Source organism: Nitrospirillum guaranorum (assembly GCF_034653275.1).
GTDB lineage: Bacteria > Pseudomonadota > Alphaproteobacteria > Azospirillales > Azospirillaceae > Nitrospirillum.
This window is the reverse complement of the sequence record NZ_JAYEES010000004.1, coordinates 938,305-953,272: the sequence shown is the minus strand read 5'-3', so window position 1 is coordinate 953,272 and position 14,968 is coordinate 938,305. Positions and strand designations below refer to the sequence as shown.

The following is a 14,968-nucleotide window of genomic DNA, read 5'->3' as shown; positions in this document are numbered from 1 at the left end:
GGGAATGGCGCAGGCGGGTGTGCCGCCGGGAACGGAGGTTGGCCATACGCCATCGGCGCCGGCCAACGTGTCGCCATCAAACGTGTCTCAGGCCATTTTTCCGCCGGTGTCGGTATCGCGTGATGGGCGGGTGGCCCCCTATGTTCCCCTGGCGCGGGCGGCGCATCCCTGGCGGGTTTGCGCCCTGCTGCCTGGCGCGCAGGACAAGTTCTGGTGGGGCGTGTCATGGGGGCTGGTGCGCGAGGCCGAACGGCTGGGCGTGGTCATGGGCGTTTACCAGGCCGGCGGCTATGACAAGCTGGATGTGCAGAAGGCGCAGCTGGATGCCTGCCGCGCGTTGAGGCCCGACGCCTACATCGTGGCCGCCATCACCAGCGATGGGCTGGACGCGCAGGTCGCCGCCATCGCCGACGGCGGCCGGCCGTTGATCGACCTTATCAACGGCATGGCGTCCCCCTACGTCACCGCGCACATCCTGGGGAATTTCCGCGAGAACGCCCGCTTCGGCGCCGATTACATCCTGGAACACCGCGCGGAGTGGGAGAGGGCGGCCGGCCGCCCGCTGAAGGTGGGATGGCTGCCGGGGCCCAAGGGGGCTGAATGGGCGGATGCCATGGAGGCGTCCGCCCTGGCCGTCTTGCGGCGCGCGGGCGTGGAGGTCATCCACGGCGGCTATGGCGCCACGGGGATGACGACGCAGATGGATCTGGTGCGCGCCCTGTTCGACCGGGCGCCGGATGTCGACGTGGTCTTCGGCAACGCCGTGGCCATCCAGGCGGCGGCGAACTACCTGCGTTCCCGCCATGACGGCGGCACCCACCTGGTGGCGACCTACATCACCGACGGCATCACCGATCTGGTCCGCGACGGCACCATCGAGCTGGCGGTGTCCGACTCCCCCATCGTGCAGGCGCGCATCGCGGTGGATTTGGCCGTGCGCGCGCTGGAGGGACGGCCCCATGGCGTCTGGAACGTCATGACGGTGGACCGGTTGGACCGGTCGCGCCTGGCCGGCTACGACCTGTCCCGCATCGCCGTGCCGGAGGGGGAGCGGTTTCAGCTGCGCCCCTTGCCCCCGCCGGGGCCGCTACAGGGGGCACCCTTGGGGCCAAGCGTACCGCCTGGCCCGTCGCCGGCCGCCGCGGGCGGTCCGTCACCCGGTTGGGGGTCATGAAAAGGTGCTTCACGGTCAAGGTTGGGGTGTGAAGGCGCCCAAATGAAAAAGGCGGGCACCACGGCCCGCCCTCTCAATTGCTGACACTGAGCGTCGCGCCTTACTCGGCGGCGGCGCTGCTGCGGCGGCGCTTGCCGCTGGGCTTGCCCTCGGTACGGGAGCGCTGGCCCAGCCCGATGGCCTTGGCCAGGCCTGAGCGCTGCTCGGCATAGTTGGGGGCGACCATGGGGTAGTCGGACGGCAGGCCCCACTTCACGCGGTATTCCTCCGGCGACAGGCCGTAGGCGGTGCGCAGGTGGCGCTTCAGCATCTTCAGCTTGCGGCCGTCTTCCAGGCACACGATGTAGTCGGGGGTGACCGACTTGCGGATCGGAACGGCCGGGGTCAGAGGCTCCGCCGGGGTGGCGACCACTTCCTCGGGCGTGACCAGACGACGCAGGGTGTCGTGCACCTGCTTGATCAGATCAGGCAGGGCGGCCGGGGCCAGCGTGTTACCGGCAACATAGCTCGTGACGATCTTTCCGGTCAGGGCGATGATCTGCAGGTCGTCATTGGAATCGGATATCGGTTGTGTCATGTCCAGCCCTGGCGTTGTTTGTCACTTGTTGCAGGTTTTGTTGAACGGACTATAACCGAATTTATCTTGTTTGTATTGAAAAGAAGTGGTTTCCCCCTTGGAATTGCAGAAATGGGGGAAAACTTGGGGGGATAGAGTAATGGAAGGTCCAGTTACGCGCCCCATCAAGGCGAAAACCCGAGAGAATCGGAAGCTGTAACCCGTTACATGTCCAGGATGGGAAGTCGCCTTGATGGCGACTCCCGATCCGTTTCAAACGCTTCGCTGGGAGAAGTTGAATGGGCCGTTAACGGCGGTTCAACGGCTCAGGCGCCAGGCTTCAGGTCCTGCCCGGCGATATCTTGGATGAACTGCCAGGCGACACGGCCGGACCGGTTGCCGCGTGTCACCGCCCATTCCACGGCGCGGGCGTGCAATTCCTCGGCCGGTAGTGTCAGGCCCAATGCTGCGGCATAGCCGTCGACCATGGCGAAGTAGGTGTCCTGGTCGCAGTTGTGGAAGCCCAGCCACAGGCCGAAGCGGTCCGACAGGCTGACCTTCTCCTCCACCGCTTCGGAGGGATTGATGGCCGTCGACCGCTCATTGTCGATCATGTCCCGGGGCATCAGGTGGCGGCGGTTGGATGTGGCGTAGAACACCACGTTGGCCGGCCGGCCCTCCACCCCGCCTTCCAGCACCGCCTTCAGTGACTTGTAATGGGCGTCGTCGTTGGTGAAGGACAGGTCGTCGCAGAACAGGACGAAGCGGCGGCCGCTGTCGCGCACGGCGGCCAGCAGGCGGGGCAGGGAGGGAATGTCCTCGCGGTGGATTTCCACCAGCGCCAGGGGGCCGTGGCCGGCCGGTGCGCCCGCCATCTCGTTCACCGCCGCGTGCACCGACTTCACCAGCGAGCTTTTGCCCATGCCACGGGCACCCCACAGCAGGGCGTTGTTGGCCGGCAGGCCCTGGGCGAAGCGGCGGGTGTTTTCCAGCAGGGTGTCGCGTTGACGCTGCACCCCCTGCAGCAGACCGATGTCCACCTTGGAAACCTCGGGCACGGGCGACAGGCGATCCCCCTCCGCATGCCAGACGAAGGCGTCGGCGGCGTGGAAGTCGATGGGGGCGGGCGGGGGCGGCGCCAGCCGGTCCAGCGCGTCGGCGATGCGGGTCAGCAGCGGCAGCAAGGCGGACTCGGCCGTCCCAGGGGCGCTCACGGGGGTGGTCACGGGGCTTGTTTCCTTCTGTCCATTTCTTATCGCGCCCATACCCCGTGTTCCCGCCTGTGGCGGCCGGGTTGGGCGGCGGCCTGCCTATTCAACCGGGGAACGGTACGGGGATGGCCGCCGGGCGGCAACCCGCGCCGATGGGGGGGCTGAGATTGGGTTGCAACATGGCCGGCGGTCGGTATAGTCGCGCCCAAACGTGGGCATGCCCGCCCCGTTGGCTTTTGTTATTCCCGCACGCTGGAGCAACCGTCCCATGTTCGTGTCCACCGCCCAGGCCCAGACCACCGGCGGCGCCGGCCCCGTCGATGCCGGCTCGCTGATGCAGATCCTGCCCTTCGTGGCGGTGTTCCTGGTCATGTACTTCTTCCTGATGCGCCCGCAGCAGAAGAAGATGAAGGAACACAAGAATATGCTGGAGTCGCTGCGCCGCGGCGACAAGGTCGTCACCGGTGGCGGCATCATCGGCACCGTGGTCAAGGTCGGCGACAACGACGAGGTCACCATCGATGCCGGTGAAGGCGTGAAGTTCCGTGTCCTGCGCAGCACCATTACCACCGTGCTGGCCAAGACCGAGCCGGCCAAGACCGAGACCGACTCCAAGTGAGCCATGGCGGGGCGGGTTTGAAACCGCCGCCGCCGCACGCCAGGTAAAAGGCCCGGCACGCGCATCCCCCAAGGGGCGAGTGTCAGGCCTTTTTCATTGTGGGAGGGCTGGAAGCCCATGGACATCACCCCCCTGATCCCGGCCGACCGCCAAGTCATCGACGCCTACGGCCCCGGCCGCTTCCGCGTCAGCAACGTGGTCTATGAGACGCCCATCATCGTCTTCCCCGACCGCACCATCCCCTGGACCGTCGACGGGTTCGCCGGCCTGCGGCCGGACGACTTCGGGGCCCTGATCGCGGAACAGCCGCCGCTGGAGATCGTGCTGCTGGGTACCGGCCCCACCATGCAGCTGTTCACCTCCACCCTGCGCCGCGCGGTCAAGGAACGCGGCCTGGGCGGCATCGACGCCATGGACACCGGGGCCGCCTGCCGCACCTATAATGTGCTGCTGGCGGAGGGCCGCCGCGTCGCCGCGGCCTTGCTGCCGGCTTAAGTGTCCCCGAATTTCGGTAAACAAAAACCCCGGCCCTCGCAAGAAGGCCGGGGTTCGCGTTTGGACTTACGCCCGTGGGCCTATTGGCCCACGGCCATCAGCCCAGGTTCTGGGCGGCGAATTCCCAGTTGGCCAGCGTGTCGACGAAGGCCTTCAGGAAGTCGGGACGACGGTTGCGATAGTCGATGTAGTAGGCGTGTTCCCACACGTCGGCGGTGATCAGCGGCTTCAGGCCATGGGCCAGCGGCGTGTCGGCGTTGGCCGACTTCGTGATCTTCAGCTTCCCTTCCGTGGTGTCTTCCACCAGCCAGGCCCAGCCGCTGCCGAACTGGCCGATGCCGGCGTCCACGAAGGCCTTCTTGAAGGCCTCGACGCTTCCGAAGTCGGAGACGATGCGCTTCTCCAGCTCACCCGGGATGGCCGAGGCCTTCGGGGTCAGGCTGTTCCAGAAGAAGGTGTGGTTCCAGTGCTGGCCGGCGTTGTTGAAGATGGCCTGGGACTCGGCCTTGCCGGCGGTCGCCTTGACGATGTCCTCCAGGCTCTGGCCTTCGAACGCGGTACCGGCGATCAGCTCGTTCAGCTTGGTCACGTAGGCGTTGTGGTGCTTACCGTGGTGGAAATCCAGCGTCTCGGACGACATGTAGGGCTGCAGGGCGTCCTTGGCGTAGGGCAGAGGGGCAAGTTCGAAAGCCATGGTTTTCCTCGTCTTCTACGGGGTTATTCGGGAGTGGACCGACGCGGCCGTCGTGCGGGGGCCGCCGGTCCACCGGGACCGTTATTCTTCGGGCGAAATCATGCCCCGGCGGCGACGCCCGGGCATGTGGGCGCGATCACATCAGGGCAGCCGCCCGCGCCCTGGTTTCCGCACCCGGAGCAAGGGGGTAACACGAACATTCCCATCCCGGGAAGCGAATAGAACCGGTTTGGGGGCGGAAAGATTAACCTTATTGTTGCGGATGCCGTTCCGGGCCCGGGGTATCCTTATCACCCTCCGCGCCTGGGTCGACGGGCGGGCCGGAGGGCGGGGCGGGCGCCATCCCCGCCATGCTGCGGGCAAGCGCCAGCCGGGCCCGCACCATCACCCAGCCGCGGGCGAGCGGACCCAGGCTGATGCCCTGGGCCAAGGGGTCGCGGCGGCGCAGGCGTCCCGCCATCAGCCGGGCGGCGTGCAGCAGCACGGCCGTTTCCATGCGCAGGCCGGGATCGCGCAACGCGCCCGGTAGGGCGCGGGCATGGTCCAGCTGGCGGTCGATGCGGTCCAGCATGCGGTCCAGCACGACGCGCACCGCCGGGGTCGCCCGGTGCTCCACCAGATGTTCCGGGCTGGCGCCCACGGCGTCGAACCAATCCAGGGGGAAATAGCAGCGGCCCAGCCGCACCCAATCGTCCCGGCATTCCTGCACCACCCGCAGCAGGCGGATGGCGGTGCACAGCGCGTCCGTGGCGGCCAGCGCGTCGGCGCTTTCGCCGTAGAGCTCGAGGATGTGGTGCCCCACCGGATTGGCCGCCAGCCGGCAGGCCATCAGCACATCACCCCAGGTTCGCGCCCTGTGCCCCTCCGCATCGCGGCGGAAGGCCTGCAGCAGCTGCCGGGCGTGGAGGGAGGACCCGCCGGTGATGGCCAGGCTGGCCTTCAGTTCCAGGGCCGGGCTGAGCCATGAGGGCACGCCGCCGCCGCTGACCAGCGCCCGTTCCAGCGCGTCCAGCTGGGCGATCTTGGCCTCCGGCTCCAGGTTGGCGTCACCGGTGATGTCGTGCGCCAGCTTCAGGAACGAGGCGAAGGCCGCCGCGTGGCGCCGCATGGCCTTGGGCACCCGGCGCAGGGCCGAGGCGTAGCCGCCCTGGACGGGCGGGCGGCGGGGGGCCGAGCGCGTGCGTCCGATATGGGCGGTCTTGATACGGAAGTCGGCCATGGGCGGTCTTCTGTCCGGGCAGCGGAAGGACGCGGGGTGAATAGGGGCACAGAGTGCCAGAGCTTGGCCGCCGGATGAAGCTTGCGTTTGGCAGAAGGCCGAAGTGGGTGGAACCGAGGTGGGGGTAGGGCGGAGGTGGGGTGGGAAGGGCGACGCACAAAGGGCAGGGGCGCCTTGACGGACCCGGGCCGCTTGCCTAATATACGAAGATCGAATATATATTCGGTATACGAAAATAAAACAGGGAGGGCGGGCATGACTGTTCAGGCTGGAACGGCGGGGGCCGGGTTGCCGCTGCGGCTGCACCACAACGCCTATGTCACGGCGGATATGGAGGCGACGCGCCGCTTTTATGAGGATCTGGTGGGCATGCCGCTGGTGGCCACATATTGCGAAACCGACCACCTGTTCGGTGCGGACCGGGTCTATTGCCATTGCTTCTTCGCGCTTGGGGACGGCGGCGCCCTGGCCTTCTTCCAGTTCGCCAGCCCCGAGGACCAGGCCCTCTTCGGCCCGGCCATGCCGCCCTCGCCCTTCCATCACATCGCGCTCAAGGTGGATGCCGCCACGCAAACCGCCGTTCACGGGCGCTTCCGCGCCGCCGGCGTGCCCGAGCCGTCGGACGACTGCTATTTCCTGGACCACGGCTATTGCCAGTCGCTGTACGTGCGCGACCCCAACGGCCTGATCGTGGAGCTGACGGTGGACGCGCCCGGCATCGAGGACACGGATGAGGAGCGCAAGCGCAACGCGCATGCCGATCTCGCCCGCTGGCTGGGCGGCGACCACCGTTCCAACAACCTGTACCGCCCGCAATAACCGGCGGCGCCCCAACCGCCGCCAGGGGGACGGCCGTCGCCGCCCCCAAAGGAAAGTCATTGATGAAGATCGGACCTGACACGACGCCGACCACGGCCATTTCCGGCTCCAACGCCGAGACCATCATCGTCCGGGGCCATGACTTGGTCCAGGATCTGATGGGCGCGATCAGCTTCACGGACCATGTGTGGCTGCTGGTCTGCGGCGCGCTGCCCAGCCCGGAGCAGCGGCGGGTGCTGGACGCCACCCTGGTCGCCATCGCCGAGCATGGCCTGGTGCCCAGCGTGCAGGCGGCGCGCATGACGCTGGCGGCCGCGCCGGAGGCCTTGCAGGGGGCGGTCGCCGCCGGCCTGCTGGGCTGCGGCTCCGTCATCCTGGGCAGCGCCGAGGCGGCGGGTCGCTTCCAGAGCCAGGTGCTGGACGCGGCCGGCGACAACGGCGGCGACCTGGATGCCGCCGTCGCCGCCACCGTGCGCGCCTATCGCGCGGAGAAGCGGGCCATCCCGGGCTATGGCCATCCCCTGCACAAGGACGGCGACCCCCGCGCCCTGCGCCTGTTCGCCCTGGCGGAGGGGGTGTCGCTGGTGGGTGCGCACATGGAGGTGGCGCGCCGGGCGGAACGGCTGCTGCCCGACCTGGTGGGCAAGCCCCTGAAGATGAACGTGTCGGCCGCCATTCCGGCCGTGCTGCTGGACGCGGGCTTCCCGCTGCTGGCGGTCAAGGGCGTGCCCCTGCTGGCGCGCACTGCCAGCCTGGTGGCCCATTTGCTGGAGGAACAGCGGCACCCCATCGGCTTCCGTATGTCGCACGCCGCCAGCGGCGCCATCCGGTACGACGGGCCGGCGCCGGACGGCTTCGTCGCCGATGAGAATTGAGTGGATGGGAACGACAGTCGAAAGGTTGCAGGCTGATGGTTGAGGTGCTGAAAGGCATACGGGTGGTGGAACAGGGAACGTTCATCACGGGTCCCTGTGCCGCCATGCTGCTGGCGGATCTGGGGGCGGACGTCATCAAGATCGAATCGCCCGAGGGCGGCGACCCCTACCGCACCTTCAAGGACGGGCATTACAGCGCCCACTTCCAGGCCTACAACCATGCCAAGCGCAGCCTGTGCCTGGACCTGAAGAAGGCGGAGGACCGCACCCTGTTCCACGGCCTGGTCGGCAGCGCCGACGTCTACATCCAAAACTTCCGCCCCGGCGTCGCCGGCCGCATCGGCGCCGGTTGGGATGACCTGTCGGCGGTGAACCCCAAGCTGGTCTATTGCTCCATCAGCGGCTTCGGCCCGGACGGGCCCTACAGCCGCCGGCCCAGCTACGACAGCGTGACCCAGGCGCTGAGCGGCTTCCTCAGCGTCGCCATCGACCCCGCCAATCCCCGCCTGCTGGGCCCCGCCCTGGCGGACGCCATCACCGGCCTATACGCCGCCCTGGGCATCCTGGGCGCTTTGGTGGAACGGGGGCGGACGGGCACGGGCCGCCTGCTGGAAATCTCGATGCTGGAGGCGATGATGCACTTCGCCATCGAGCCCTTCGCCGGCTATTTCGCCCTGGGTGAGGTGCCGACCGGCATGGACCGGCCCCGCCTGGCCCAGGCCATGATCCTGACCTGCGGCGACGGCAAGCACGTGGCCGTGCACATGTCGTCCCTGGAGAAGTTCTGGGACGCGCTGGTGGCCGGCATCGGCGGCCAGGCCCTGACCCAGGACCCGCGCTTCGCCACCCGCCTGGCGCGCATCGATCATTATCCGCAGCTGGTGGCGGCGCTGAACGCCATCTTCGCGACCCGGCCCCGGGCGGAGTGGGTGGCGCTGCTCAGCGATACCGACCTGCCCTTCGCCCCCGTCAATTCCATCGCCGACACCGCGGCCGACCCGCAGGTGGAGCATCTGAAGATGCTGGTGCCCGTGGCCAAAAGGATCGAGGGGGCCAAGGGGGGCGCGGACCGCCTGGTACGCTCACCCTTCGCCTATGGCGGCGCCCGCGACGACGCGGTGGTGGCGGCCCCCCTGCTGGGCCAGCACAGCGCCGATATCCGCGCCGCCCTGGCCGATAATCCGGACGCCTGGCCGGATTGATCAGCGGCCCCTAATCAGTGGCCCTCGTCAACGGCCCCCATCAGCGGCCCAGGGCGACGGTGTCCGCCACCGGCAGCAGGCCGTTGCCGGACGGCAGGCGGCGCAGTTCGCGGGAAATCTGGTCGGCCACCCCGCGCAGATGGTCCAGCCGCTCGGCCACCAGCTGATCCTTGGCGTAGCGCTTGGAATGGCTGGCGGAGTTCAGGGTGGCGATGGTGCGCCCGCCCTGGTCCTTCAGGGGTACGGCCAGGGAGACGACTCCGTAGGCCAGCTCATCTTCAACCGCGCAATAGCCGTCCTTGCGCACCTGGGTGATCAGCTCGAACAGCTGGTCCCGATCCACCACCGTTTTCTCGGTGATGGGCGCGATGGCCGCCTTGTCCAGGAAGGCGCGCAGCATGGGGTCGGGCAGGGCCGCCAACAGCACACGGCCCATGGCGGTGGCGAAGGCGGGGAAGCGGCTGCCGACATGCGCCTCCAGCCGCACCAGGGTGCGGACGGAGGCGCGGGCGACATAGATGATGTCCTCCCCATCCAGCACGCTGATGGACGCGCTGTCCGACGTGGCGTTGGCCAGTTCCGTCAGCGGCACGGAGGCCAGGCGCTCGATATCCAGGGCCTCCAGATAGGCGGCGCCCAGGTCCAGCACCTTGGGCCGCAGGAAGAAGCGGCGCTTGACCGAACCGACATAGCCCAGGGATTGCAGGGTCAGCAGGCAGCGGCGCGCGGTGGCCGGCGCCAGCCCGGTGATGGTGGCGATCTCGCTGAGCGACAGGCTGGGGTGGTCGTGATTGAAGGCCAGCAGCACGCTGAGGCCCTTGGCCAGGCCGGCCATCTCTTCGCGGCGACCTTCGCCCTCCGTGCCCGCGTCCTCGTCCATGCCGCGCATCCTCCGCCTCTTAAAATCACGTCACCAGGCGGCGGGAGGGTCGGCTCGGCCGCTCGTCCTTGTCAAGCGACGGCAAGGGTCGCCGGCGATTGCGTGACCCGCTGAGCGCTGTTACCATACGATATTAGAAAAAGAATTCGATAAACGAATTTCAGATCGCAGGGAGAGCGATATTCATGGCATCCGATCCCATCCCCCAGCCCCCCTTGATCCTGCTGCCCGGCCTGCTGTGCGACCGCACCGTCTGGGAACCGCAGATCGCGGCGTTGTCCTCCCGCCGGGTGATCCAGGTGGCGGATTTCTGGGGCCGGGACAGCTTCGACGCCATGGCCGACGGGGTGCTGGCCCAGGCCCCGCCGCGTTTCGCCCTGGCCGGCCACTCCATGGGCGGCCGGGTGGCGCTGGAGATCGTGCGCAGGGCGCCGGAACGGGTGGAGCGGTTGGCCCTGCTGAGCACGGGCGTGCATCCTGTTCTGCCCAACGAGGCGGCGCAGCGGGAAGAACTGATCCGCTTCGCCTGGGAACAGGGCATGACGGCGCTGGCCCGCCGCTGGCTGCCGCCGGTGCTGCATCCCGACCGTCGTGGCGATGCGGACCTGGTGGGACGGCTGGAGGCCATGTGGTGCCGCGCCACGCCGGCCATCCATGAGGGGCAAATCCGCGCGGCGCTGACCCGACGCGACGCGCGCGACGTGCTGCCCACATTGACCTGTCCCACCCTGGTGCTGGGTGGGGAGGATGACCCGTGGAGCCCGCCGGCGCAGCAATCCGCCATCGCCGAAGCCATTCCCCAGGGCCGCCTGGCCATCATCCCCCGCTGCGGCCACATGGTGACGCTGGAGGCGCCCGAGGCCACCACCACCCTATTGGCGGATTGGCTGTCGCGCTGACCACCCCATACTCTTTCCCCCCACCATGGAGAACATCGCCATGACCCAGGTCCTGGTCCTCTATTACAGCACCTATGGCCATGTGGAGACGCTGGCGTATGCCATCGCCGACGGCGCCCGCGAGGTGGCCGGCACGGAGGTGACGGTCAAGCGGGTGCCGGAACTGATGCCGCCGGACGTGGCGGCCAAGGCGCACGCCAAGCTGGATCAGAAGGCACCCCTGGCCGATCCGTCGGAACTGGGAGGGTACGACGCGGTCATCATCGGCGCGCCGACCCGCTTCGGCAACATGGCCGCGCAGATGCGCAACTTCCTGGACCAGACGGGGCCGCTGTGGGCCCAGGGCGCCCTGGTCGGCAAGGTGGGGGCGGCCTTCACCTCCACCGCCAGCCAGCACGGTGGCCAGGAAACCACCCTGACCTCCATCCACACCACGCTGCTGCATCACGGCATGGTGATCTGCGGCGTGCCGTATTCCGAACCGGGCCTGACGGTGATGGATGAGGTCACGGGCGGCACGCCCTATGGCGCCAGCACCATCGCCGGCCCCAAGGGCGAGCGCCAGCCCAGCGCCAACGAACTGGCCATCGCCCGTGCCCAGGGCCGTTTCGTGGCCGGCGTGGCCGCCAAGCAGGCCGCGCAATAAAGAGGGGCCGCCCCTGGGGTAACTGGGAAGCGGCCCTAGACACCCTGGCCGGCGGTGGCGACGGCCGGGGTGGGAGTAATGCCAGCGGCACGAGGTCACCCTCGTGCCGCTGTAGGCTGCGACCGCAGCCGCCGGAGCTTGCCGGGGAGCGGAGCGGACTGGAAAGCGAGGAAGCCAAGCCCGCGGGTGCGGGCGCCCGGCGTTTGAGGGGCGGCACTTGATCGATCACGATCAAGTGCCGCGCGGAGGAGATTCAGAACCAGAAGGTCGCCTCCGCCCCGAAGCGGCGGGGCAGGGCCTTGAAGACGAAGCCGCCGGCCGAATATTCGGCGTTGTAGCGCTTGTCGAAGACGTTCTTGGCCCACAGCGCCACGGACCAGTCGTCGCGGGTGTAGGTGGTGCGCACGTCCACCAGGTTGACGGGATCGCGCACCGTGGAGTTCTGCGGATCCCAGTAGGTGTCGCCGATGCGCTGGTATTCCAGGCGTGAGACCAGCGACGAACTTTTGCCGAAGTCCCAGGTGTGCTGGAGGGCGGCGTTGATGGTGTACTTGGAAACGCCGGGTGCCTGGTTGCCGATGACGGTGCGGTCGGTGGCTTCCGTGATGTTGCTGTCGGTGTAGCCCGCGCCGATGCTGGCCTGCAGGCTGTCCGTCAGGTGGGCGGTCAGGCCGGCGTCGGCGCCCTTGTATTCCACCAGGCCCAGGTTGCCCAGGTTCTGGGTGGAGTTGGCGGCCAGGAAGACGAAGAAATAGGGATTGTGCGACCGGGTGTAGAAGCCGGCGCCCTCCACCTCCAGCCTACGGTCGAACAGGGTCTTCTTGAAACCCAGCTCGTAGGTGTCGGCCCATTCCGCCTGGAACACGTCGGATACGCCCAGGATGCCGTTGGCGGCGGCCACCGCGCCCACGCCCGTCTGGTTGAAGCCGCCACTGCGGAAGCCGCGGCCCCAGTCGGCATACAGGGTGGTGGTCGTGTCCGGCTTGTAGCGCAGCACGATCTTGGGCTGGGCCCGGTCGAAGGTGCGCTCGCGTACCTCGCCGCTGACCCCCTGGGGGAAGCCCGGGATGTTGGGCAGGAAGGCGGTGGGGGTCAGGGTGGTGTTGCGCCGGTTGTCGCTGTCGTAGCGCAGCGACAGCGCCAGTTCCAACTGGTCGGTCAGTTCCGCCGTCAGGTCGCCGTACAGCGCCCAGGCCATGTTGTCCTGGCTGTCGGCCAGGAAGGTGGCCTGCGGGTTCAGCGGGTTGGTGCTGGGGCTGCGATAGACGGGGAAGACGCCGTTGCCGGTGTCCACCATGTTGCCGGTGGAGATGTAGCGGTCGGTATGGATGAGGTAGCCGCCGACGATCCAGCGCAGGAAGCCCTCGTTGGGCGAGGTCAGGCGGAAGTCCTCGCTGACCGCCTTCACGTCCAGGAACTGGCTCTGGTTCATGTCGAAGCCCAGCAGCCCCTTGAAGAAAGATTCGTTGACGGGCAGGAAGTCGAAGGCGTCGCCGGTGACGATCTCGCGCACCACGTCATAGGCCGTGACCGAGGTGGCGGTGGCGAATCCCAGGTTCCAGTCGACCTTGACCGAGGCGTCCAGCAGGCGGCGGTTGTCGATGCCGGCGTTGTTGACGCGCACCGGCAGGCTGGTGTCGTTCACGTCGCTGACGATGTTGTAGTAGAAGCCGCGCGTGTCCAGTTCCGACATGGAAAAGCGGGTGTCCACGGTCAGATCCTCGGTGGGCGTGAACAGCAGCTTCAGCCGGCCGGAGGTTTGCTTGACCGGGTTGGCCTCGGTATCCAGGTAGGTGTTCTTGATGGTGCCGTCGTTGCTGGTGTGGCTGATGGAGCCGATGAACTTCAGCTTGCCGGGGACGATGGCGCCGCTGGCCGTGGCCTGCTCGGTATAGCCGGGGCCGTTCTCCACCCCCGCCTTGACCTTGAACTCATAGTTGTCGGTCGGTTCCTTGGTGGTGATCAGGATGGCGCCGCCGATGGCGTTGCGGCCGTAAAGGCCGCCCTGCGGGCCCTTCAGCACCTCGATGCCCGAGATGTCGAACAGGTCCTGGTTGAACTGGGACGGGTTCACCTGTTGCACCCCATCCACCACCACGGCGGTCGACGGCTCGCTGTTGCGCGCCTGGCCGATGCCGCGCACTACGACGAAGGCCGTGCCCACGTTCTGGGTTTCCACCAGCGTGACGTTGGGCGTCATGGCGATGAAGTCGCGGGGCGCGGTGATGCCCGACGCCTCGATCTGCGCCTCGGTGAAGGCCGTCACCGCCGCCGGCACGTCCGTCAGCTTCTCCGCCCGCTTGCGGGCGATGACCAGGATGTCCTCCAGCTGGCCAACGGCGCTGTTGTCGCTCGCGGCGTTGGCCTGGGCCAGGGCGCTGCCGCTGGAAAGCAGGGCGGCCGTCAGCGCCAGCCGTGAGGCCATGCGGGTGAAGGCGAGGCGCGCCTTGCGGCGACGCAGGTGATGGTCAGGTGTCAGGCGATCCCCGTGCACGGCCGCTGGCGGCATCGTTGTCCTCCCCGTTCTTTTTCGTATAACGAAAATATTTTCTATAAACGTATCTTAGCATTCTGGCGATGATCGTCAAGACGCCGGCCCCGGGGAGGACGGCGGCTGGCCATCGTCCTTTGGAGGGGGGCTTTAGGAGGGAAGCGGGGTGGTGAAGGTGGCGCTGGTCAGGGGCAGGGCGGGCGGTCCATAAAGGCGGCCTCTTGTCCGCCGGATGCGCAGCGCCATGGCCCCTTCAGCCCAGCCCCCCTGTCCTATTGCTTGGAAACCGTCCGCCGTCAGGATCCGGACCGCTTCCTGACCCTGCTGTTCGCCCCGGCGGACAGGCGGGAGGATTTGGCCGCGCTGTACGCCTTCAACCATGAGGTGGCGAAGACGCGCGAGGTGGTGACCGAGCCCATGCTGGGCCAGATCCGCCTGCAATGGTGGCGCGACAGCATCGCCGGCATCTACGAGGGTGAGCCTCGCCGGCATGAGGTGGTGCAGCCCCTGGCCCAGGCGGCGCAGCGCCACGGCCTGGATCGCGCGCAGTTCGAGTTGCTGGTGGATGCGCGCGAGGCCGACATGGATGACGCGGCGCCGGCGGATCTCGCCTGCCTGGTAAGCTATGCCGAGGTGACGTCCGCCCCGCTGGTGCGCCTGGCCTTGCAGATCCTGGGCGTAGCGCCAGAGGGGGCCGCCGCCACGGTGGCCACCCATGTGGGGCGTGGCTGGGCCCTGGCCGGCATCCTGCGGGCCGTGCCCTTCCTGGCCCGCGCCCACCGCTCGCGCATGCCGATGGATTTGATGCAAAGGCATGGCGCCGACGAGGCGCAATTGTTCGAGCTGAAGCCCCAGCCCGGCTTGGCCGCCGTGGCCAAGGAGATCGCCGACGCCGCGCGGGCGGAACTGGCCGCCGCCCGGCGTTCGCGCGGCGCGCTGCCCCGCGCCGCCGTGCCCGCCCTGCTGCCGGCCCGCCTGGCCAGCCTGTCGCTGGACCGGCTGGCCAAGGCCGGCCACGACCCCCTGGCCCCGGCGCTGCTGCGCCCCGACGGCCTGCGCGCCGCCCGCCTCGCCTGGGCCGCGTTCAGCGGCCGGTGGTAGTTTTAAGGTTCCCTCAGATGCCGGGCGGCCGCATCCGTGGCCATGGCTATCCTCGATTCAGGGGCCTTGGTCCCAAAATCTCCGGCG

The 14,968-nt window shown here is 68.2% G+C and carries 15 protein-coding genes; 9 read left to right on the top strand and 6 right to left on the bottom strand.

Going from position 1 to position 14,968, the window contains the following annotated elements; all coding sequences use genetic code 11:
• Window positions 1-130: 130 nt before the first annotated feature.
• Entirely contained in the window at window positions 131-1,174 is a 1,044-nt protein-coding gene (gene torT / locus UAJ10_RS26015) for a TMAO reductase system periplasmic protein TorT (protein ID WP_322918230.1), read from the top strand.
• Window positions 1,175-1,274: 100 nt separating this feature from the next.
• Here torT and UAJ10_RS26010 read toward each other — a convergent pair whose 3' ends face one another.
• The gene (locus UAJ10_RS26010) at window positions 1,275-1,751 is read right to left on the bottom strand and encodes a Ros/MucR family transcriptional regulator (protein ID WP_145614927.1); all 477 of its coding nucleotides are present in this window, start codon (window positions 1,749-1,751) and stop codon (window positions 1,275-1,277) included.
• Window positions 1,752-2,056: 305 nt separating this feature from the next.
• Window positions 2,057-2,956 carry an ATP-binding protein gene (locus UAJ10_RS26005; protein WP_322918228.1) on the bottom strand — a complete coding sequence of 300 codons (900 nt, stop codon included), beginning with the start codon at window positions 2,954-2,956 and terminating at the stop codon, window positions 2,057-2,059.
• Window positions 2,957-3,209: 253 nt separating this feature from the next.
• Between UAJ10_RS26005 and yajC the strand changes: the two genes are divergently transcribed.
• Together yajC and UAJ10_RS25995 are read left to right on the top strand one after the other, a co-directional pair.
• The gene (yajC, locus tag UAJ10_RS26000) at window positions 3,210-3,560 is read left to right on the top strand and encodes a preprotein translocase subunit YajC (RefSeq protein ID WP_040849264.1); all 351 of its coding nucleotides are present in this window, start codon (window positions 3,210-3,212) and stop codon (window positions 3,558-3,560) included.
• Window positions 3,561-3,677: 117 nt separating this feature from the next.
• On the top strand, window positions 3,678-4,055 hold the full coding sequence (locus UAJ10_RS25995) for an Mth938-like domain-containing protein (RefSeq protein WP_322918226.1): 378 nt from the start codon (window positions 3,678-3,680) through the stop codon (window positions 4,053-4,055).
• Between the two features lie 97 nt (window positions 4,056-4,152).
• Here UAJ10_RS25995 and UAJ10_RS25990 read toward each other — a convergent pair whose 3' ends face one another.
• Both UAJ10_RS25990 and UAJ10_RS25985 read right to left on the bottom strand, forming a co-directional pair.
• The gene (locus UAJ10_RS25990; protein ID WP_044562216.1) at window positions 4,153-4,749 is read right to left on the bottom strand and encodes a superoxide dismutase; all 597 of its coding nucleotides are present in this window, start codon (window positions 4,747-4,749) and stop codon (window positions 4,153-4,155) included.
• A gap of 250 nt (window positions 4,750-4,999) precedes the next feature.
• Entirely contained in the window at window positions 5,000-5,968 is a 969-nt protein-coding gene (locus UAJ10_RS25985; RefSeq protein WP_322918225.1) for a squalene/phytoene synthase family protein, read from the bottom strand.
• A 255-nt stretch (window positions 5,969-6,223) separates the two neighbouring features.
• Here UAJ10_RS25985 and UAJ10_RS25980 point away from each other — a divergent pair, with 255 nt between their 5' ends.
• The 3 genes from UAJ10_RS25980 to UAJ10_RS25970 all read left to right on the top strand — a co-directional run bounded on the left by UAJ10_RS25980 (window position 6,224) and on the right by UAJ10_RS25970 (window position 8,864).
• On the top strand, window positions 6,224-6,787 hold the full coding sequence (locus UAJ10_RS25980) for a VOC family protein (protein ID WP_322918224.1): 564 nt from the start codon (window positions 6,224-6,226) through the stop codon (window positions 6,785-6,787).
• Window positions 6,788-6,849: 62 nt separating this feature from the next.
• Window positions 6,850-7,662: a citryl-CoA lyase gene (locus UAJ10_RS25975; RefSeq protein WP_322918223.1), complete on the top strand. Its 813-nt coding sequence runs from the start codon at window positions 6,850-6,852 to the stop codon at window positions 7,660-7,662.
• Between the two features lie 35 nt (window positions 7,663-7,697).
• Entirely contained in the window at window positions 7,698-8,864 is a 1,167-nt protein-coding gene (locus UAJ10_RS25970) for a CaiB/BaiF CoA transferase family protein (RefSeq protein WP_322918222.1), read from the top strand.
• A gap of 40 nt (window positions 8,865-8,904) precedes the next feature.
• Here UAJ10_RS25970 and UAJ10_RS25965 read toward each other — a convergent pair whose 3' ends face one another.
• Window positions 8,905-9,744 (bottom strand): IclR family transcriptional regulator domain-containing protein, encoded by an 840-nt coding sequence (locus UAJ10_RS25965; RefSeq protein ID WP_322918221.1) that lies wholly within the window; start codon window positions 9,742-9,744, stop codon window positions 8,905-8,907.
• Between the two features lie 185 nt (window positions 9,745-9,929).
• Here UAJ10_RS25965 and UAJ10_RS25960 point away from each other — a divergent pair, with 185 nt between their 5' ends.
• Both UAJ10_RS25960 and wrbA read left to right on the top strand, forming a co-directional pair.
• The gene (locus UAJ10_RS25960; RefSeq protein ID WP_322918220.1) at window positions 9,930-10,643 is read left to right on the top strand and encodes an alpha/beta fold hydrolase; all 714 of its coding nucleotides are present in this window, start codon (window positions 9,930-9,932) and stop codon (window positions 10,641-10,643) included.
• A 40-nt stretch (window positions 10,644-10,683) separates the two neighbouring features.
• A complete protein-coding gene (gene wrbA, locus UAJ10_RS25955) occupies window positions 10,684-11,289 on the top strand; it encodes an NAD(P)H:quinone oxidoreductase (RefSeq protein ID WP_322918218.1) in 606 nt (201 codons plus the stop codon).
• A 253-nt stretch (window positions 11,290-11,542) separates the two neighbouring features.
• Here the strand turns inward: wrbA and UAJ10_RS25950 are convergent, their stop codons facing one another.
• A complete protein-coding gene (locus UAJ10_RS25950) occupies window positions 11,543-13,798 on the bottom strand; it encodes a TonB-dependent receptor (RefSeq protein ID WP_322918217.1) in 2,256 nt (751 codons plus the stop codon).
• A 261-nt stretch (window positions 13,799-14,059) separates the two neighbouring features.
• Here UAJ10_RS25950 and UAJ10_RS25945 point away from each other — a divergent pair, with 261 nt between their 5' ends.
• Complete coding sequence (locus UAJ10_RS25945) at window positions 14,060-14,881, top strand: phytoene/squalene synthase family protein (protein ID WP_322918215.1); 822 nt, start codon at window positions 14,060-14,062, stop codon at window positions 14,879-14,881.
• Window positions 14,882-14,968: the final 87 nt, after the last annotated feature.